Source organism: Phyllobacterium sp. CCNWLW183 (assembly GCF_037203775.1).
Classification (GTDB): Bacteria; Pseudomonadota; Alphaproteobacteria; order Rhizobiales; family Rhizobiaceae; genus Phyllobacterium; species Phyllobacterium ifriqiyense.
The window spans coordinates 1-17,906 of sequence record NZ_JBBCBN010000014.1 but is presented as its reverse complement, the minus strand read 5'-3'; the positions used below and the strand labels follow the sequence as shown (position 1 = coordinate 17,906).

At 54.4% G+C, this 17,906-nt stretch carries 17 protein-coding genes and 1 pseudogene; 4 read left to right on the top strand and 14 right to left on the bottom strand.

What is annotated here, in order from left to right; all coding sequences use genetic code 11:
* The first annotated feature begins 2 nt into the window (after window positions 1-2).
* Window positions 3-932, top strand: a complete 930-nt coding sequence (locus V9K95_RS22960; RefSeq protein ID WP_336442341.1) for a prephenate/arogenate dehydrogenase family protein — start codon at window positions 3-5, stop codon at window positions 930-932.
* On the opposite strand, the gene V9K95_RS22955 is transcribed toward V9K95_RS22960, so the two are convergent.
* Window positions 927-1,946, bottom strand: a complete 1,020-nt coding sequence (locus tag V9K95_RS22955) for a DUF2125 domain-containing protein (protein ID WP_336442342.1) — start codon at window positions 1,944-1,946, stop codon at window positions 927-929. The genes V9K95_RS22960 and V9K95_RS22955 overlap by 6 nt on opposite strands.
* A gap of 226 nt (window positions 1,947-2,172) precedes the next feature.
* Here V9K95_RS22955 and V9K95_RS22950 point away from each other — a divergent pair, with 226 nt between their 5' ends.
* The gene (locus tag V9K95_RS22950) at window positions 2,173-2,700 is read left to right on the top strand and encodes a gamma-glutamylcyclotransferase (protein ID WP_336442343.1); all 528 of its coding nucleotides are present in this window, start codon (window positions 2,173-2,175) and stop codon (window positions 2,698-2,700) included.
* On the opposite strand, the gene V9K95_RS22945 is transcribed toward V9K95_RS22950, so the two are convergent.
* The 4 genes from V9K95_RS22945 to ftsE form a co-directional block, all read right to left on the bottom strand.
* Complete coding sequence (locus V9K95_RS22945) at window positions 2,697-3,482, bottom strand: lysophospholipid acyltransferase family protein (RefSeq protein ID WP_115055505.1); 786 nt, start codon at window positions 3,480-3,482, stop codon at window positions 2,697-2,699. The genes V9K95_RS22950 and V9K95_RS22945 overlap by 4 nt on opposite strands.
* A 109-nt stretch (window positions 3,483-3,591) precedes the next feature.
* The gene (locus V9K95_RS22940; protein ID WP_115055581.1) at window positions 3,592-4,227 is read right to left on the bottom strand and encodes a YdcF family protein; all 636 of its coding nucleotides are present in this window, start codon (window positions 4,225-4,227) and stop codon (window positions 3,592-3,594) included.
* A 155-nt stretch (window positions 4,228-4,382) separates the two neighbouring features.
* Window positions 4,383-5,381 (bottom strand): cell division protein FtsX, encoded by a 999-nt coding sequence (locus tag V9K95_RS22935; protein WP_336442344.1) that lies wholly within the window; start codon window positions 5,379-5,381, stop codon window positions 4,383-4,385.
* A complete protein-coding gene (gene ftsE, locus V9K95_RS22930; RefSeq protein WP_115055501.1) occupies window positions 5,374-6,033 on the bottom strand; it encodes a cell division ATP-binding protein FtsE in 660 nt (219 codons plus the stop codon). Before ftsE ends, V9K95_RS22935 begins: the two co-directional genes overlap by 8 nt.
* Before the next feature lie 200 nt (window positions 6,034-6,233).
* Between ftsE and hpt the strand changes: the two genes are divergently transcribed.
* Window positions 6,234-6,770, top strand: a complete 537-nt coding sequence (gene hpt / locus V9K95_RS22925) for a hypoxanthine phosphoribosyltransferase (RefSeq protein ID WP_115055499.1) — start codon at window positions 6,234-6,236, stop codon at window positions 6,768-6,770.
* Between the two features lie 18 nt (window positions 6,771-6,788).
* Here hpt and V9K95_RS22920 read toward each other — a convergent pair whose 3' ends face one another.
* From V9K95_RS22920 to argH, 4 genes are all read right to left on the bottom strand, one after another.
* The gene (locus V9K95_RS22920; RefSeq protein WP_336442345.1) at window positions 6,789-9,335 is read right to left on the bottom strand and encodes a TIGR02302 family protein; all 2,547 of its coding nucleotides are present in this window, start codon (window positions 9,333-9,335) and stop codon (window positions 6,789-6,791) included.
* Window positions 9,336-9,453: 118 nt separating this feature from the next.
* On the bottom strand, window positions 9,454-10,719 hold the full coding sequence (lysA, locus tag V9K95_RS22915) for a diaminopimelate decarboxylase (RefSeq protein WP_336442346.1): 1,266 nt from the start codon (window positions 10,717-10,719) through the stop codon (window positions 9,454-9,456).
* 17 nt (window positions 10,720-10,736) lie between these two features.
* Window positions 10,737-10,922 carry an LPS translocon maturation chaperone LptM gene (gene lptM, locus V9K95_RS22910; protein ID WP_115055579.1) on the bottom strand — a complete coding sequence of 62 codons (186 nt, stop codon included), beginning with the start codon at window positions 10,920-10,922 and terminating at the stop codon, window positions 10,737-10,739.
* A gap of 356 nt (window positions 10,923-11,278) precedes the next feature.
* Entirely contained in the window at window positions 11,279-12,679 is a 1,401-nt protein-coding gene (argH, locus tag V9K95_RS22905) for an argininosuccinate lyase (protein WP_307280348.1), read from the bottom strand.
* Window positions 12,680-12,715: 36 nt separating this feature from the next.
* On the opposite strand from argH, the gene tlpA reads away from it, so the two are divergent.
* Window positions 12,716-13,387 (top strand): thiol:disulfide interchange protein TlpA, encoded by a 672-nt coding sequence (gene tlpA / locus V9K95_RS22900; RefSeq protein ID WP_336442347.1) that lies wholly within the window; start codon window positions 12,716-12,718, stop codon window positions 13,385-13,387.
* 242 nt (window positions 13,388-13,629) lie between these two features.
* Here tlpA and V9K95_RS22895 read toward each other — a convergent pair whose 3' ends face one another.
* The 5 genes and pseudogenes from V9K95_RS22895 to V9K95_RS22875 form a co-directional block, all read right to left on the bottom strand.
* Window positions 13,630-15,534 carry a DEAD/DEAH box helicase gene (locus V9K95_RS22895; protein WP_307280343.1) on the bottom strand — a complete coding sequence of 635 codons (1,905 nt, stop codon included), beginning with the start codon at window positions 15,532-15,534 and terminating at the stop codon, window positions 13,630-13,632.
* Between the two features lie 150 nt (window positions 15,535-15,684).
* Window positions 15,685-16,161, bottom strand: a complete 477-nt coding sequence (locus tag V9K95_RS22890; RefSeq protein ID WP_307280341.1) for a YaiI/YqxD family protein — start codon at window positions 16,159-16,161, stop codon at window positions 15,685-15,687.
* A 2-nt stretch (window positions 16,162-16,163) separates the two neighbouring features.
* The gene (locus V9K95_RS22885; RefSeq protein ID WP_115055483.1) at window positions 16,164-16,787 is read right to left on the bottom strand and encodes an exopolysaccharide biosynthesis protein; all 624 of its coding nucleotides are present in this window, start codon (window positions 16,785-16,787) and stop codon (window positions 16,164-16,166) included.
* Window positions 16,788-16,810: 23 nt separating this feature from the next.
* Entirely contained in the window at window positions 16,811-17,692 is an 882-nt protein-coding gene (locus V9K95_RS22880) for a 3-hydroxybutyryl-CoA dehydrogenase (protein ID WP_115055577.1), read from the bottom strand.
* Window positions 17,693-17,807: 115 nt separating this feature from the next.
* A pseudogene (locus tag V9K95_RS22875) lies at window positions 17,808-17,906 on the bottom strand (electron transfer flavoprotein subunit alpha/FixB family protein); the annotation flags it as partial.

Sequence of the window (17,906 nt, the reverse complement as noted above, 5' to 3'; positions counted from 1 at the left end):
AAATGTCCAAGCCTCATTTCAATACAATCGCACTGATCGGCATCGGCCTGATCGGATCGTCACTGGCACGCGTGATCAAACGCGAAGGTCTGGCCGACCATGTCATCATTTCCACACGCAGTGAAAGCACACTGGCACGGGCCAAAGAACTTGGTCTTGGCGATGCTTATACGCTTGATAGTGGTGAAGCTGTCAAGAATGCCGACCTCGTCGTGGTTTCCGTCCCGGTTGGCTCCTCCGGCGCCGTTGCAAAGCAGATTGCCGGTTTCTTGAAGCCCGGCGCAATCGTAACCGATGTGGGATCAACCAAAAGCTCTGTCATCGCGCAGATGCAACCGGAGCTGCCATCAAATGTTCACTTCATTCCGGGGCATCCGCTAGCCGGAACGGAGTATTCCGGACCGGATGCGGGCTTTGCGGATTTGTTCGTGAACCGCTGGTGCATATTGACCCCACTTGAGGGTACTGATGCGGACGCCATCGAAAGGCTGAAGACATTCTGGGAGGCCTGCGGCTCGCGGCTCGACACGATGGACCCGGCGCATCATGATCGGGTTCTGGCGATTGTTTCCCATCTGCCGCATCTGATCGCCTATAATATCGTCGGTACAGCCAGCGATCTGGAAGAAGTCACCAATTCCGAGGTCATCAAATACTCGGCTTCCGGTTTCCGTGATTTCACCCGTCTTGCCGCATCCGATCCGACGATGTGGCGCGATGTGTGCCTGCACAACAAGGACGCGATCCTCGAAATGCTGGCGCGTTTTTCCGAGGATCTTGCATCATTGCAGCGCTCTGTGCGCTGGGGCGATGGCGACGCGCTGTTTGATCTTTTTACCCGCACACGTGCCGTGCGGCGCGGTATTATCGATGCAGGGCAGGAAATCGACGCACCGGATTTCGGACGCCAGAAGGCAACGCCGCCCTCATAGAGAGGGCAGACGCCCGATACGGATGAAACCCACCGACATTTTCCCGTTTTTCACGGTAATGGGAAGTGTCGGTGCGCCGTTCGCATCTTTAGGCACGAAAGCCATCGCCTGAAGTACGGATGAGATTGTGTTTTCTTCGCCAGGCAGAATGCCGCGCATTGCCTGGGCGACACCTTCCGGATTGCGCATGGTCACGTTGAAATCGCCGCTGATCCGGCCTTCATTATCGACTGAGAACGGACCGGAAATCGCAATGCCGCTGCCGTCGGCAAAGCCCAGATCGACATTGTTCAACAATCCCGATTGACCACGCAGAATCGTTATATCTCTTTCGGGCTTTGCCAGAAGCGCAAAGCCATTTTCCAGCTCAATATCGGCGGCGCCCGTCAGCTCAGGCAGGGGATGCTCATAAACGATATTGTCTGCGATTTTCAGCTTTTCAAATGACCACGCGATGTTCATTTTTGGCTCAGTGGTTGAAAAGCTAAGCTTTCCACCCTTCATGATGGCAATGGGCGCGCTCCCTGCCGCCGCATTGCGCTGATTGACAACAATATCATTGCCCTGAACCGAAATCTGCTTGGGCAGCGGCTTATCGAGGCGGACGCTGGAGCCAAGATCTTTCCAGGTAATGTCCAAGGGAACCATGCCGGGCGCATCGATAGCGGCTGGTCCTTCGATCTGGCTGACAATGCGCATTGGATCGTAAATCTGTGCAGCGGCGTTGAAACTGCCTGCCACGACGGAAAGCTGTTTCGCCTGATCGGCCCAGCCGACTTTGGTGCACTCAAGGCCAAGCCTGAGCGGATAACCGCTGGCCGCAGCATTGTCGCAGGTGGCGTCGATGCCCTTCTGCTTGAAGGCGGCAAGGTTTGTTGCCACACGCGATTCAAGCTGGTTGGCCAGATAAAACCATCCGCCCGTATAGATGATCGCCAGCAAGATGATGAAGCCTGCCAGATATTTGAGAAACTTCCCCGACTTGCGGATTTCAGGGGTGCTGCTTGACGGCATGGTGCGGCTCTCGCTATCGGTCAGAAGATGATGTGATTCAAATCTAGTGGAGTGAATTTGACATTTGATTCCCATCCGATCGCAAACTGTTATACAAATGTCAAATTCGAAAACTCCACTAGAAACATAGGCTTACTAGTGGTCTTGTTGATTCTAACATTTGCTGCGAGCGTGATCGAAACGGGATGCAAATGTTAGAATCAGACCACTAGTTATCGGGATGGATATGGGCGATTTTTGGGTCTTTGGCTATGGTTCACTCATGTGGAAGCCCGGCTTTGCACATGTAGAGACGCATCATGCCCGTCTTCATGGCTATCGCAGGGCACTGTGCGTGCGCTCCTATGTGCATCGCGGGACGCCGGAGCGTCCGGGACTTGTACTCGGCCTGGATCGTGGTGGTTCCTGCCTTGGCATGGCATTTCGCGTGCCGGGCGAGCTTGAAGACGAAGTGGTGACCTATCTACGTGAGCGCGAGCTTGTCACTCATGTCTATCTTGAGCGCCGTCTTGGCATACGGCTTCCCGATGGCCAGAGGGTCGAAGCCATGACCTATATTGTCGACCGCAATCACGTTCAGTATGCGGGGTCGCTCTCGGTCGCCGAAGCTGCGGAGGCTGTATGCGGTTCAGTGGGCGTGTCAGGCCGCAATGAGGACTATGTGCATAATACGCTCGACCATATGCGCAAGATGAATATACGCGACCATTGGATGGAAGCGGTGGCCGCTGCGGTGGACCACAACAAGGCTTAGATTTCCACACCCAGTTCTTTGAGGCGCCTGACGGCGGTGGGAGGCATGGGAGGCGGGTTGGCGGAGGTTGCTGCTTCGACCAGTAATTCGTCACAGGCGGCCTCTGTGACTTCCTGAAGCTTCTTCAAAAAGGCGTCATTATCCATTCCGGGCTGGATGGGCGGCAGGATACGGCAGCGGATAACCCCGGGGTGACGCAGAAATCTGCGGCGGGGCCAATAGAGGCCTGCATTGTGCGCGATAGGCAGAACCGGAACGCCAAGTTCGCCGTATATATGTGCAACACCATATTTATAAGCGGGCGGGGCTCCCGGACTGGTGCGTGTGCCTTCGGGATAGATCATCAATTGCCGGCCTCCCGACACGGCAAAATGCGCGCCTTTGACGGCCGTCTTCATCGCCGCAGAGCGTTTGCCACGATCAATAGGCACCATTTTCATTTTCTGGATGTACCAACCAAAAAGCGGAATCCACATCAGCTCGCGCTTGAGAATGTAAACCGGGTCGGCAATATAGGGCAGGAACGCGTAGGCATCCCAGAAGGACTGGTGTTTCGGCGCGCAGATATAGGGGCCATCCGGTATATTCTCCAGGCCCTCAATTTCCATATCTGTTCCGGCGAAAACCTTTTGCAGCCAGAGATTTGACCGCGCCCAATTCTTCGGAATGGCCCAAGCCCGTTTACGCGGGCTGAGAAAATAGTATGGCGTGAAAATGATCATCTGGACGATCAGGTTCAGGTAGAAAAGCACATTGAAGATGATCGACCGGATTATTGTCATGGAGATCTCGTTGGGTTTTGCAGGCTTCGTTATGCGTGGTGAGCCCTCCTGAGTCTGTCGAAGGACGAACCACGCACCATGTATATGTCAGTTTCTGACCTGGAATTGGCTATTCCCTGATCTGATGCAGCAATTTGTCAGTGACACTCGAAAAACTGTCAGGCAATTGGGCGCGGGCAACGGCCCCCAGATATTTGATATATTCCATCAGCAGAACCCGTACTACCTGTCCTCGCGTTATCCAGTCACCCTCCTTGAGATTGGTGTTCGTGATTGGATAGGCAATGAATTCGATTTCCTGCGAGGCGCGGCTGAGTTCGAGCATGGTGCGGGGAATGTGGTAGTTGTTGGTGACAACAATCACGCGCTTATAATGGTTGGCGCTCGCCCATTTAATGCTTTCAACCGCATTGCCGACCGTATCAAGGGCAGACCGATCGATATCGACACAGCATTCGAACAATGTTGCATCGCCACCAGTGACGCGTTGCAACTCGCTACGCTTGGTCGAGGGATGCACGCCGCTGATGAACAAACGTTCGCCGCGCTTGTTCTTGAGCAATTCCAAAGCGCCTTCAATGCGTGAATAGCCACCTGTCAGGACGACGATACCGTCAGCGGGCTCGGTAATATCGGGTATATCGAGCGTGGTGACGCGATCGCTGAAGACAATAAACCCACCGATGAACAAACCTATCGCAAGAATCGCAAGCAGGAACAGAAAACGCACGAAATATCTGCCCATGGTCGCAGACAATCCACGGGTCCGTGCTACGTCCGCATCGGGGGACTTGTTGCTGTCGTTAAGGCCGTCCATCTTGTGCCGTAAATGCCTTGCTCGAGAGTGCTTCTGCCGCTCATAAACTGGAAGCGATACGTCTATAAAATAAAATGAATATTTCAGGTGTCGTGATTTTCGCCCGTGCGTCCATCAACTTGTCTTAAATGCGCTATGACTGTCATTCGTGTTGTAATCATGGTCAGAACGCTGACCGCCAATATGATCAAAACTACACCCGTATATCCGCCGGATCCAATGGAGAAATTGCCGAAGAGCGCTGTCGCCTGATCGGCTTCGGGTGTTGCCAGATTACGCGATGACCACCATCCGATCATCAGAAAAATGAACATGGCAAGCGCACCGCCAAAAGCTGCACCTTTAAGTGCTGTCCAGAAAAAATGGCGCTCGAACTGGCGGGCGACGAATTTTTGTTCCGCGCCGATAAAATGCAGCACTTCAATAATATGGCCGTTGCCAGCCATTGCTCCGCGCGTGGCGAAAATCACGGTGAGAACGGTTGCTGCAACGACAAGGGAAAGCACGCCGGTGCCGATGAGAACAGTCGAGCGAGCCATGGAAACCAACCGGTCGACCCATGTGCGATGATCGTCAAAACTGGCTGCCGGTATCTGCCCGACGAGCATGCTGCGAAGCGCTGCGAAATCTGGCGGCGAGGCTTCGTCGAGCGTAACGACCACCAGCCGGGGAACAGGCAGTTCATCAATATCGAGTCCGGTTCCAAGCCATGGTTCGAGAAGGCGGGCTGTCGCATCCCGGTCGATGATTCGCGTGGATTTCACGCCGGCAAATCCTTGCGCAATTTTACTCGCTTCAGCGAGCATTGCTTCCATGTCCTGACCTTCCACCGGCCTGATCTGAATAGTCGCTTCGGTGGAAATCTGACTTTGCCAGGTGGCGGCTGTCGATTGAACAAGGCTGACTGAGCCGACGGTGAGGCAGGCGAGGAAGGTCATGATGGCGATTACGATCATCAAGGCATGGCCAACCACATTGCCTGCGGGCACGATCGGTGCTTGTCCGCTGTTTTTGCGGATACGGGTCCAAAGCCTGTCCGCCAATTCGATGGCTCGATCCTTGAGGGCAGCGGCATCAATCATAAACGTCGAGCCTTCCCTGATCGAGGATCATACGCCGCGCATTGATCTGGTCCATCAGGGTCAAATCGTGGGTGGCAATGACAACGGCTGTTCCGGAGCGGTTCAACTCGCCGAAAAGGCGCAGGAGACGCCGCGCCAGGGGCGGATCGACATTGCCCGTCGGCTCGTCGGCAAGCAGAATTTCCGGTTGATCTATCAAAGCGCGGGCGATAGCGGCACGCTGTTTTTCACCGCCGGATAGCACAGGTGGTAGCACATGCATGCGCTCGCCAAGTCCTACCCAATGCAAAAGCTCTTCGACCTCTGCGCGATAGGTCGCTTCTTCCTTGCCGCGTACCCGCAAAGGCAAGGCGACGTTTTGATAGGTGGTCATATGATCGAGCAGCCGGAAATCCTGAAAGACCACGCCTATGCGCCGGCGCAGCATTGGCATTTCCCTGGACGAAATTGTTGCAATATCCTTGCCGAAGACGGTGATGGAACCGCGTGTCGGCTTGAGTGTCATGAAAAGCAGGCGCAGCAATGACGTTTTACCTGCACCGGAAGGTCCGGTGAGGAACTGAAATGATCGCGGCGATATGTGGAGGCTGACATCACGCAAGACCTCCGGGCCCATCCCATACCGCAATCCGACATTCTCAAAACGAATCAAGTGTGCTTTCCGATCTTATCTGCAACGTGTTCTATTTTGCGCGAGCCGATTTGACCACCCCAACAAACATGAACCAGCATGACTGGAAACATGAATTTTATACGGCAGCGCCGGTTTTTGCATTTTGGCTGATGATCAGGCTATAGGTGCGGGAGCTATATGAAGAAATTCGGTCTGAAAACGCGCCACAGGAAACTTGCATGCCAAAAGTCGGGACTAAAAATATTGATGTTCTTTTCAGTGCCGAAACAATTGCCGCGCGCAATCTAGAACTTGCCAAAGCAATCGTGGCGCGAGGTTTTGAAAACCTGCTTGTTATCTCGATCCTCAAAGGCTCGTTTATTTTTGCCGCCGATCTGATCCGCGCCATGCATGATGCCGGTGCAGAACCGGATGTGGAGTTCATCACTGTCTCCAGTTATGGCAAGGGCACGGAAAGCACTGAAGTGCGACTTATGCGCGATATTGACAGCGATGTGCATGGCCGTGACGTACTTTTGATCGATGATATTCTTGAATCAGGACGCACATTGAAGTTTACGCGCCAGCTCATGCTCGAACGCGGTGCGCGCAATGTCTATATTGCCGTGCTGCTGGACAAAAGCGTCAAGCGCAAGACCGAAATAGAGGCTGATTTCAAGGGATTCGAATGCCCGGACTATTTCGTTGTCGGTTACGGCATGGATGTCGGCCATTCATTCCGGCAACTGCCTTATGTCGGTGTGGTTCGCGATTAAAGCTCAATATTTTTCTGATCAATTGAACTTGAGCAGGCGCTCCAAATAATCCTTTTCCATTTGCGGGCTGAGCGAATTACCGAGCCGCTTGCGGATGGCGTCGAGAATTTCACGCGCGCGCTGAATATCGATCTCGCCGGGGACTTTGGTATTGGTGCCATCATCGGGCCCGCCGTCGCGCTGCGGGCGGCCGAGAGGATCGCGCCCCCCGGTTTGCCGTTGATCGCCTTGCCCGGTTTGTCCCTCTTGCCCCATGGCTTCCTGCATCTGTTTCATCATGTCCTGACCACCACGACGCAGCGCATCCAGCGCATCGCTTTGCTGGCCGAGTGCCTGATCGCCATCGGCTTGACCAAGTGATTTGCCAGCTTCACCCATTGATTTGCCTGCCTGACCAAATCCTTCACCGGGCTTGATACCCATGCCTTCCAGATCTTTCATCAACTGGCCGAGTTCGGATTGGAGCTTGCCTTGGCCTTGCTGAAGATCGCGCAGGGCCTTGGCAATATCCTCTTCGGACATTTGTCCTTGCTCACCCTGTTCGCCTTGCTGCTCCTCGCCAAAGTCCTGCTGCATGCCCTGCTGGCGCTGCTGCTCCAGCCGGTGGGTCTGGTTCATCATGTCCTGTTGACGGCGCATCAGCTCACCGAGCTTGTCCATCTGCTGTTTCATCTGTCCCTGCTGGCCTTGTTGAGCCTGTTGCTGCTGGCCCATCTGCAGGTTGTTCATCATGTTTTCGAGCTCGGACAATAATTGCTGTGCCTGATCCTTAGAGCCCTGCTTGGCAAGCTCTTCAATCTGGTTCAGCATTTTATCGATATCCTCCTGCCGTAGCTGTTTGGCATTTGGATTTTGCGCCATGTTCGGGTTTTTCTGAGCTTTCTGCGCAAATTCACGCAGAAATTCCTTCATGGCATCGCGCAACTCAGCCATGCGCTTTTCGATTTCCTCCTGGCTGGCACCCTGTTCGATGGCATTTTTCAAGGCTTCCTGCGCTTGCCGCAGTCGCCGCTCCGCATCAGACAAGGCACCATCCTCAATGCCGCGGGCGACGTCCCACATATAGCTTACTACCTCGCGCAACTGTTCATCGCTTTTTGCGAGGTCAAGGCGGGAACGAACACTGCGCAACCCAAGATAGTGGGACGAGTTTTTGATTGTCTCTTCCGGCCACATTGTGATTGCGTCCAGCATTTCCAGCACATTGGGCTTGGCATTGGCATTCAGCGCCAAGTTGCGGCGTTGTTCAATCAACGCGCGAGCAAGCGGATTGGCGAATGGTCGCTCGGGCATGACGAAAGTTTTGACTTCGCTGCGGGCTTCCTGCTTTGCGTCGTCGGACGCAATGAGAGTCATGCGGATTTCAGACCCAGACCATGGGTGCTGGGTGAGATCCTTGGTGGTTTTAGTCTCCTTGGCTTGTTCACCGCGACGCGGCAATGCCAACGGCAATTCCGGAGCGGAATAGAGCGGTCGTGCATCCTTTTCGGCAGGCAGTGCCTGTTCGATTTTTGCCTGTGCAGCTATCGCGCCATAATCGTCCTTGATCTCATAAAAGACGTCCATCGTGCCATTGACGGCGCTGGAAGGCTCCTTGGTAAAACGGATTGCGGGCGGCTGGTCTGGAATGATTGTGAAGCCCCAACTGGAGAGGGCAGAGCGGCCATTCACCAGATCAATAGAACTGTTTTGATCAAGTGTGAGTTCAAAATTTCGTGGTGTTGCTTTACCAGTTGCCGAGTCTTCGATCTTAGGCGTTTCCCTGGCTGCAATCTCTACCGATTTTCCATCAGACAGCTTCTGTGTGAGAGCTTCCGATCCACTGCCACCGATAATGCGGACAACAAGCGTGCTGTTTTGGGGTACTGAAAACTGCGTGTCGGCCGAATTGCTTGCGGTGGTCAGAAATAGCGGAGCGCGACCTGTATAACGCGGAGGGGTAACCCAGGCGTCAATACGAGGCGGTATTGCATTGCTCGCGGCATGGCTGAGAAATGCATCGCTGATGCGGCCGCCCAGCGGTCCACCGGAAAAGGCAAAAGCAATGACGAGCAGCAGCGCAGCAACGCCGCGCAAAGCCCAAGGGTCGCGTTCAGCAATCCGCGTCTGGGGCAATCCGCTTTGCAGATTGGCAATGCGTGTTGCCATGCGCTTGCGATGCTCGCTCCACAATGCCTGCGCAAAGGGATCAGTGCTGTTGGCTGCAAGCTCTTCTGTCTGCACGGTAATGGGCTGGTGCGCCAGTTCATTGACGTTTTCAAGCCGCTGCGTGATCTCTGACGGGCGAGGTAAGCGGAACTTCAGCAGCAGATAGACGCAAACAGGGATGCTCAGCAGAAAGAGGGCAAGCAAGGCTTGCCTTGCAAGATCCGGCATAAGGCGAAACAGGCCGAACCATGCCACGCTGAGGAAGACTGAAATAACAAGCAAAAGGGGCAGCAAGAGCGGCCAAAGGCGCTCAAGCGCGATCATCAACCATGCGGACAAACGGAGGCGATCGATATTTTTCAGAATATCGAATTTGATGCTGGTCGCTTCCCGTTCTTCCGGGTTGTGATCGGCCATTCTCGCTCCATCTTTCCGGTATCGGCATTACCAGACAAAGCTAACAATACCACTCATCATGGCAAAGGCGAGGCCTTACCCGGCAAAACGCAATCATACTTCTGTGTAGGCGTGAAAATTACAGCCAGTCCGGAATGGAATCGAGGCCGATCAATTCTTCATAGCTTGTGCGTGGACGCACCACATGGAACTGATCGCCATTGACCAGAACCTCAGGCACGAGCAGCCGCGTATTATAGGTGCCAGCCTGAACCGCGCCATAGGCGCCCGCTGTGCCAATTGCGATCAAATCACCCGGGGCAGGACGCGGTAGGTCACGATCCAAGCCCAGATAGTCACCTGTTTCGCAAACGGGGCCGACAACGTCGCCGCGAATCCGGGGATGATTGGCCGTAGGTTCCTTGACGGGGCGGATAATGTGGAACGCATCGTAAAGCGTGGGCCGGATGAGGTCGTTCATGGCCGCGTCAACAATGATAAAGTTACGCGCATCGCCTTCCTTGACGAAGATTACCTCGCTGACAAGAATCCCAGCATTGCCAACAATAAGTCGGCCCGGTTCGAAAATCGTCTTCAATCCCAGCGGCTTGATATGCTTTTGAACGATCTGCGCGTAGGCATCGGGCAGTGGTGGCGGATTGTTGTCGAAGTGGTACGGAATACCGAGACCACCGCCAAGATCAACATGCTTGATATCATGGCCATCGGCCTTCAACTGCCCGACCAACTCCGCCAGCAGGCGGAATGCATCGTCGAAAGGCTCAAGATCAGTGATCTGGCTGCCAATATGCATGTCCACGCCAACGACCTTTAGCCCCGGCAGCTTGGCTGCCTGTGCATAGATTGAACTTGCCTTGGCGAGGGGAATGCCGAACTTGTTCTCGGATTTCCCCGTCGAAATCTTCTTATGGGTCTTTGCATCGACATCGGGATTGATGCGCAGCGAAACTGGCGCGATCTTTCCCGCCGCAACGGCACGACTGGAGAGAATGGCAAGCTCTGGCTCGGATTCGACATTGAAACAATGAATGCCGGCGCTCAATGCGAGATCCATTTCGCTGGGCTTCTTGCCGACGCCGGAAAAAACGATTTTCTCGGCTGGAATGCCAGCGGCGAGCGCGCGGCGCAATTCACCTTCAGAAACCACATCGGCGCCAGAACCAAGGCGCGCAAGCGTTTTCAGGACTGCCTGATTGGAATTTGCCTTGAGCGCGTAGCAGACGAGCGTGTCCATGTCGGCAAAAGCTGCCGAAAACACTTTGAAATGACGCTCGATCGTTGCTGTCGAATAACAGTAGAATGGTGTCCCGACAGCCTTGGCGATTTCAGGAATACTGACGCCTTCGGCATGAAGAACGCCGTCTTTATAATCAAAATGATTCACGGAAAATCCAGCTTGCTCTAGATCAATGGGTCAAGAATAAAACGCTTGTCCTGGACGGGCGGCGCCACAGTTTTCGGCTCGCCGGGCATTGATGTTACGGAAGCGGGCGGTGGCTCCAGTGCGCCTTTGCGGCCACAGGCCGATATGGCGCTTACGATCGCGATCGACATAAGAATTGTCGATAATAGGGAACGGCTTGTCATTGTTGATCCTGTCGTCCGAAATGGGTCTGCCATGTCTAGAGCCTTTCTTGTTCAAATAGAAGCAGTTCTGTTTCTCGGATGGCGAGATAATTCACGCGGAAGGTGGCAAGGTCGATGTTTATCCATCGTCCGATGCCGCCTGACAAAGTGATTGGCCGCCAGCCGGAAACCCAAGGGCCGGGTGAATTTGGACCAAATCCATCGGGTTTCAGCTTCGCCCGATGGATAAACATCGGTCTCGCAAAACCCCTCGACCTTGTCCACAAATTCCCTCGGGCAGAACGATTCTATTTGAGCAAGAAAGGCTCTAGCCTAAGAAGGCGCGCTTTGCACCCCCATGTCCGGTCAATGTTGTTTTACAATTTCGCAATGCGCTTTTGCCAGAATTTGATCTGCTTGCGCACCTGTTCCGGAGCCGTTCCGCCATAGGATTTGCGGCTGCGCACGGATTTGTCCACAGTCAGGAATCCAAAGATGGCAGCGGTAATCCCCGGGTGAATCTGCTGCAAATCTTCCAACGACAATTTACCAAGGTCGATCTTTTTCTGCTCGGCAAGGGCAACTGCCCGGCCGGTGACATGGTGTGCCTCGCGGAAAGGCAGGCCAAGTTCCCGCACCAGCCAATCGGCCAGGTCGGTGGCCGTTGAATAGCCCGAACCCGCGGCCTTCTTCATTGCGGCGGTGTTGACGGTCATATCACCAACCATGCCAGTCATGGCGGCAAGCGCCAGTTCCAGCGTTTCTGCAGCGTCGAATACGGCTTCCTTGTCTTCCTGCATATCCTTGGAATAGGTCAGAGGCAGGCCTTTCATGACTGTCAGCAGAGCGACGAGCGATCCGGTGATGCGGCCAGTTTTGGCGCGAACCAACTCGGCAGCATCGGGGTTCTTTTTCTGCGGCATGATGGAGGAGCCGGTCGAAAAACTGTCGGACAGTCGAACAAAACCGAACTGGGAAGTAGACCAAATGACAATTTCTTCAGCCAACCGGGAAAGATGGGTCGCAGTGATCGCAGCTGTTGACAGAAATTCCAGCGCATAATCGCGGTCAGACACGCTATCGAGCGAATTGCGGGTCGGTTCGCGGAAACCCAACGCTTTTGCCGTCATATGCCGGTCAATCGGAAAGCCGGTTCCGGCAAGGGCTGCGGCGCCGAGCGGCGATTCGTTCATACGTTCAATTGCATCTTTGACTCGGCTCAGATCGCGGCCAAACATTTCGACATAGGCCATGCAATGATGACCAAAGGTGACGGGCTGCGCTGTCTGGAGATGGGTGAAACCTGGCATCAGGGTTGCTGAATGTTCTTCGGCGCGCTTCAGAAAAGCCTCGATCAATTTCTTGAGCAGCACCGCAGTCTTTTCAAATTCAGCTTTTACCCAGAGGCGAAAGTCGACAGCGACCTGGTCATTGCGTGAGCGTGCAGTGTGCAGCCGGCCCGCCGATGCGCCGATCAGTTCGGCAAGGCGCGACTCAACATTCATGTGAATGTCTTCAAGTTTGCGTGAGAAAGTGAAATTTCCGCTCTCGATCTCTGACAATATCGTGTTCAGGCCGCTTGTGATCTTGTCGTAATCGTCGCTCGCAATTATGCCGGTTTTCGCAAGCATGGCTGCATGAGCAAGGGAACCTTGAATGTCCTGGGCGTAAAGCTTCTGGTCAAAGCCGATGGAAGCATTGATTTCTTCCATGATCGCGGCAGGACCTGAGGCGAAACGACCGCCCCACATTTCATTGCTATTCTTCTTGTCGGACATGGAAAACGCCTTGAGTGTGAAGCGGAAAGAACGGAAATGACAGACGGCCCACGACAAACGCCACGCAATAGCAACAAAAAGATCATCGCCCTTGCCGCGCTCGCCGGCATTGCCGCCGGTGCGGTTGCGGTATACGTGATGGAACGGCCATCTGGCAATATTGCCACCGTGACTAATACGGCTGATCAGTGCCCGATGAAGGCAGAGGGCGCAAAAGCGATTGATGCTGCCGCTGTTGGTGCCATTGCTGCCATGCGCGGTGCCGACAAGCCGCAATCCATGTCGAGCTTGTCCTTCACCGGACCGGATGGCAAGCCGGTGCGCATCAGCGATTTCAAGGGCAAGACATTGCTGGTCAATCTGTGGGCGACCTGGTGCGCGCCATGCCGCGAGGAGATGCCCGCACTTGATGCGCTGGAAACAAAAAAGGGCAGCGACAAATTTGAAGTCGTCACGATCAATATTGACACGGGTGACGACACGAAACCCAAAGCATTCCTGAGCGAGATCGGCGTCAAGTCGCTCGATCTTTACCGTGATCCGTCAATGGGCGTGTTCAACGAGCTTAAGCGGAAAAGTCTGGCCTTTGGGCTCCCGGTTACCATGCTGGTCGATAAGGAAGGCTGCCAGATCGCAGCGATGAACGGCCCGGCAGACTGGTCCAGCGATGACGCTCTGCGATTTGTGGATGCCGCTTTGGGTCTTTAGAAAATAGTATCAGGACCGCTGGATTGGCAAATTCACTATGCGTGCTTCGACAAGCTCAGCATGAGGAAGGTGGAGATTGGCAGGGAACGAGTTCTGACATGTTACGAGACGACGTCGCAGGTAGATGTTGCAACCCACTAACTTCCTCATGCTGAGCTTGTCGAAGCACGCACCAAGCTCATGCAAAATCATTGCATATTCCTTATCTCCCTCGCAAAGAGCGAGATAAGGAAGGCAATTGCTTACTCGCCAGTTGTGGCGGCTTTGCGAGCTTTTTTTGCTTTGTATTTGTCAAAACCCTGCAATTCACCGGGCTTGCGTTCCTTTGGAAGCTTTTTCGGCTTTTCCGCTGTCCAGCCTTCCGGCTTTGCCTTTGCAGGTTTGGCTGCCCACTCTGTACGTGGATTGGCATCGTTGCCGCGCGGCTTGCGGTTGTCGAATTCGCGCTTCTCACCGAAATTCTTCTTCGGCTTGAAATCGCTGCGCGGAGCAGAGCCGCCGGGGCCTTCACTGCGGGCGATATTTACACCCTTTTCGCCTGTACCGAACTGCTTGATGCGTGCAAGGAAAGCATCAGCCTTGCTGGCGGTAATCTCAAAGCGTGTTTCCGTTTCCAGAATTTTGATTGAGCCGACATCGGTCTTGGTAATATCACCGGCCTTGCAGATAAGCGGCAAAAGCCAACGTGGTTCGGCGCGTTGCTTGCGACCAACACTGACGCTGAACCATGCGCCGCTTTCAAAATCGGTAAAGCGATCCGAGCGCGATGTCCGTTCGCCGCGGCCCGGACGGTCTTCAAAGCTACCCTTGCGGATAGGCTCAAGAACATGGGACGGCGTGTTGGAAAGCTCTTCCGGCGCAGGGCGAGCAGCCATTTGCTGGCGTAAATAAGCAGCAGCAATCTGTTCAGCGGAATGAAGGGCGAGCAATTCGCGTACGAAATCTCCCTCGTCCTCGGTTATGACTTCAGACAGAGAAGGATCATTGAGGATGCGGTCATTGTTGCGCTTGTTGATTGCGTCGGCATCCGGTGGCGGCACCATCGTTGTCGTTAGTTTTGCACCTTGCAAAAGACGCTCGGCAGTGCGGCGACGCGAGGCCGGCACGATCAGAACGCAGATGCCCTTACGACCCGCGCGACCTGTACGGCCACTGCGGTGCAGAAGCGTTTCTGAATTGTTGGGCAGATCGGCATGGATGACGAGATCAAGATTAGGCAGATCAATACCGCGAGCGGCAACGTCGGTGGCAACACAAACACGGGCACGACCATCACGCATGGCCTGCAAGGCATTGGTGCGTTCAGCCTGGCTGAGTTCACCCGACAGGGAAACCACAGAGAAACCACGATTTGACAGGCGGCTGGTCAAATGTTTGACGGCCTCACGGGTCGAACCGAAAATGATCGTGTTCTGTGCATCGTAGAACAGCAGCGAATTAATGATGGCGTTTTCACGCTCACGCGGTGCAACAGGCATGATGTGATATTCAATATCCGCATGCTGCTCGCGGTCATTGGTGGCAGAAATACGCAGCGCGTCTTTCTGGAACTGTTTTGCCAGAAGCGCGATAGGTTTCGGCACTGTTGCAGAGAACATCAGGGTGCGGCGATCTTCCGGCGCTTCACCAAGGATGAATTCGAGATCTTCGCGGAAACCGAGATCGAGCATCTCATCGGCCTCATCCAGAACCACTGCGCGCAGTTCTTTCATGTCGAGCGAGCCACGGCTGATATGGTCACGTAGGCGGCCCGGTGTGCCAACAACGATATGCGCGCCTTGCGAAAGGGCGCGGCGCTCCTTGGTCATGTCCATACCGCCAACGCAAGAGGCGATGCGCGCCCCGGTTGGCTCATAAAGCCATTCCAGTTCGCGGCGAACCTGCAAAGCCAATTCGCGTGTGGGCGCAATCACCAGTGCATAGGGCGCGCCGATAGAAGTGAAGCGATCTCCATCTTCCAGAAGAGTCGGTGCGATGGCGATGCCGAAGGCAACGGTCTTGCCCGAGCCGGTCTGGGCGGAGACGAGAAGATCTGCTCCTTCGGCTTCAGGAGCGAGAACTGCAGTCTGAACGGGTGTCAGGGTCTCGTAGCCACGGGCTTTCAAAGCACCGGACAGCGCCGGAGCGATAGAATCGAAAATGGTCATAAATGAACTTTCAGTGCTGGTTTTGGGCGTGTTTTTAGCTCGGCGTCAATGGAGCACGAGCGGCACGCATATAGCTTTGTTGCGCTCTCGTAGAGCCTGCGACGCGTTCCGTCAATGCCACGAAACGCATAGCTCCCATCCACTTACCCTTCAGGAGGTGAAGCCCGCACGTTTCAACCGCACAATAGCGAGATCAAGCGCAGAAAGAAAGGAGGAACGATCTTTTGGTGAAAATGGTCGCGGTCCACCCGTGATCTGGCCCGCCGAACGCAGTTCATCCATGAGGTTACGCGTTGCCAGGGTATTGCCGATGGATGCCTCGGTAAATGCCCGGCCCGTTGGGGAAATGGCGTCTGCACCGGCTTTTACGCAGCGGCTTGCAAGTGGAATATCGGCGGTGATGACCACATCGCCCCGGGAGACCCGCTCGGCAATCCAGTCATCGGCGGCGTCAAAACCGTCGCTGACAATGACCCGCTCGATCATCGGATCGCGCGGGATTGCCATCATGGAATTGGACACGACGAAAACCTTGACGCCATATCTTTCCGCAACACGATAAATTTCTGCTTTTACCGGGCAGGCATCTGCATCGACGTAAATGGATATGTTTTTCTGTTCTGTCATTTTCAACCAAAAATATGCAGCGCGGCCAAACCTACAGAGGCGCCGAGCCCGATAGCAATTCCAGCTGCCAGGGCCGCAACAAGAAATCCTGTTCCCAACCATACGCCGTCCTGTTCGCCAAGACCAATTGCCAGCAGGATTATGCTCAATGCCGGTATCTGGTTAATAAGCGGAATCGGCAAAATGACGATCAGGGACATTGAAAGCGCAACGATACTGACGACCCGTTCGACGATAATTTGCGGCAAGAGCCAATAACGCGGGCGGGCAAGCCGCTCAAAACGTGTAAGAACGCTTTCCAGTCTGGCGATCCCGGAACGATAGGTTTCTATCCGCATTGATTTGCGCCGCAGAAAGGCCGGAAACCACGGCTTCTCGAAGCCAATCAACATTTGGATGGAAAGCAGAACCAGTGGAATGCCGAATATCGTGGATGAACCCGGCGGTAGTGGAATCAGATTTAATGCGGAAAACAGGATGAGCAAGGCGCCAAAGCTGCGTTCCGACAAGGCGACAAGAATGTCGTCGAAGGAAATTCTGGTCGCGTCTGTGTCCCCAAGCTCAACAAGAATGGTGGATAGCCGCTTTGTTCCGGCAGAATATTCCGCGTCCTGTTGGCTATCCATGGGATAATTTCATGCGGGCATGATCAGCGTGTCGGAACGGGATTTTCCCCGCGATAATCATAAAAGCCGCGACCGGTCTTGCGGCCAAGCCAACCGGCCTCGACATATTTGACGAGAAGCGGGCAGGGTCGATACTTCGAATCCGCCAGACCATCATGCAAGACCTGCATGATCGAAAGGCATGTATCAAGGCCGATGAAATCAGCCAGTTGCAGTGGGCCCATCGGGTGATTTGCGCCGAGCTTCATGGCTGTATCAATGGCATCCACAGAGCCGACACCTTCGTAAAGAACATAGATGGCTTCATTGATCATTGGCAGCAGAATGCGGTTAACGATGAAGGCCGGGAAATCTTCCGAGACAGTCAAGGTCTTGTCGAGGCTGGTAACGAATTCGCGCGCACTTTCGAAGGTGGTGTTCTCGGTCGCGATACCGCGAATGAGTTCAACCAGCTTCATCACCGGCACCGGATTCATGAAGTGAATGCCAATAAACCGTTCCGGGCGATCGGTTGTCGCAGCGAGCCGTGTGATGGAAATCGATGAAGTATTGGTGGCGAGGATCGCCTCCGGATTGAGGTTTGGACAAAGCTGCGCAAAAATCTTGCGCTTGACTGTTTCATCCTCGGTCGCCGCTTCGATGGCAAGATCGACACTGGAAAGATCCTCCATGCGCAGAGCAGGGCGGATATGCGCCATGGCTTTTTCGCGTGCTGCCTCATCGAGTTTGCCGTGCGAGACCTGCCGCGCCATATTGCCATTAACGGTGGCTATAGCCTTTTCCAGCTGTTCGGCAGACTGGTCATGGATCAAAACGTCATAGCCGGCGACGGCACATACATGAGCAATGCCGCTGCCCATTTGCCCCGCTCCGATAATGCCTACAGTCTTGATCGATCCAGCCATGTTTCCATCCGTTTGTTTGTTCAAGCGCAAACTTCCTAGCACCAAAGTAAATGGCCGGGGTAGCTTTCGTCTACCCCGGCCATGCAAATCATTTCAAACTTGCGGCTATATTTTTTTACAGCGCCTTTTCAAGTTCCGGCAGGATAACGAAGAGATCGCCAACGAGGCCGTAATCGGCAACCTGGAAAATCGGTGCTTCTTCGTCCTTGTTTAT

Bases quoted from the DNA above. Each gene is read 5' to 3' on its own strand.
- V9K95_RS22950 (WP_336442343.1), top strand. From the start codon at position 2,173: ATGGGCGATTTTTGGGTCTTTGGCTATGGTTCACTCATGTGGAAGCCC.
- V9K95_RS22920 (WP_336442345.1), bottom strand. From the start codon at position 9,335: ATGGCCGATCACAACCCGGAAGAACGGGAAGCGACCAGCATCAAATTC.
- V9K95_RS22895 (WP_307280343.1), bottom strand. From the start codon at position 15,534: ATGACCATTTTCGATTCTATCGCTCCGGCGCTGTCCGGTGCTTTGAAA.
- V9K95_RS22960 (WP_336442341.1), top strand. From the start codon at position 3: ATGTCCAAGCCTCATTTCAATACAATCGCACTGATCGGCATCGGCCTG.
- V9K95_RS22885 (WP_115055483.1), bottom strand. From the start codon at position 16,787: ATGGATAGCCAACAGGACGCGGAATATTCTGCCGGAACAAAGCGGCTA.
- V9K95_RS22945 (WP_115055505.1), bottom strand. From the start codon at position 3,482: ATGACAATAATCCGGTCGATCATCTTCAATGTGCTTTTCTACCTGAAC.
- V9K95_RS22940 (WP_115055581.1), bottom strand. From the start codon at position 4,227: ATGGGCAGATATTTCGTGCGTTTTCTGTTCCTGCTTGCGATTCTTGCG.
- argH (WP_307280348.1), bottom strand. From the start codon at position 12,679: ATGTCCGACAAGAAGAATAGCAATGAAATGTGGGGCGGTCGTTTCGCC.
- tlpA (WP_336442347.1), top strand. From the start codon at position 12,716: ATGACAGACGGCCCACGACAAACGCCACGCAATAGCAACAAAAAGATC.
- V9K95_RS22890 (WP_307280341.1), bottom strand. From the start codon at position 16,161: ATGACAGAACAGAAAAACATATCCATTTACGTCGATGCAGATGCCTGC.
- V9K95_RS22955 (WP_336442342.1), bottom strand. From the start codon at position 1,946: ATGCCGTCAAGCAGCACCCCTGAAATCCGCAAGTCGGGGAAGTTTCTC.
- V9K95_RS22935 (WP_336442344.1), bottom strand. From the start codon at position 5,381: ATGATTGATGCCGCTGCCCTCAAGGATCGAGCCATCGAATTGGCGGAC.
- V9K95_RS22880 (WP_115055577.1), bottom strand. From the start codon at position 17,692: ATGGCTGGATCGATCAAGACTGTAGGCATTATCGGAGCGGGGCAAATG.
- lptM (WP_115055579.1), bottom strand. From the start codon at position 10,922: ATGACAAGCCGTTCCCTATTATCGACAATTCTTATGTCGATCGCGATC.
- hpt (WP_115055499.1), top strand. From the start codon at position 6,234: ATGCCAAAAGTCGGGACTAAAAATATTGATGTTCTTTTCAGTGCCGAA.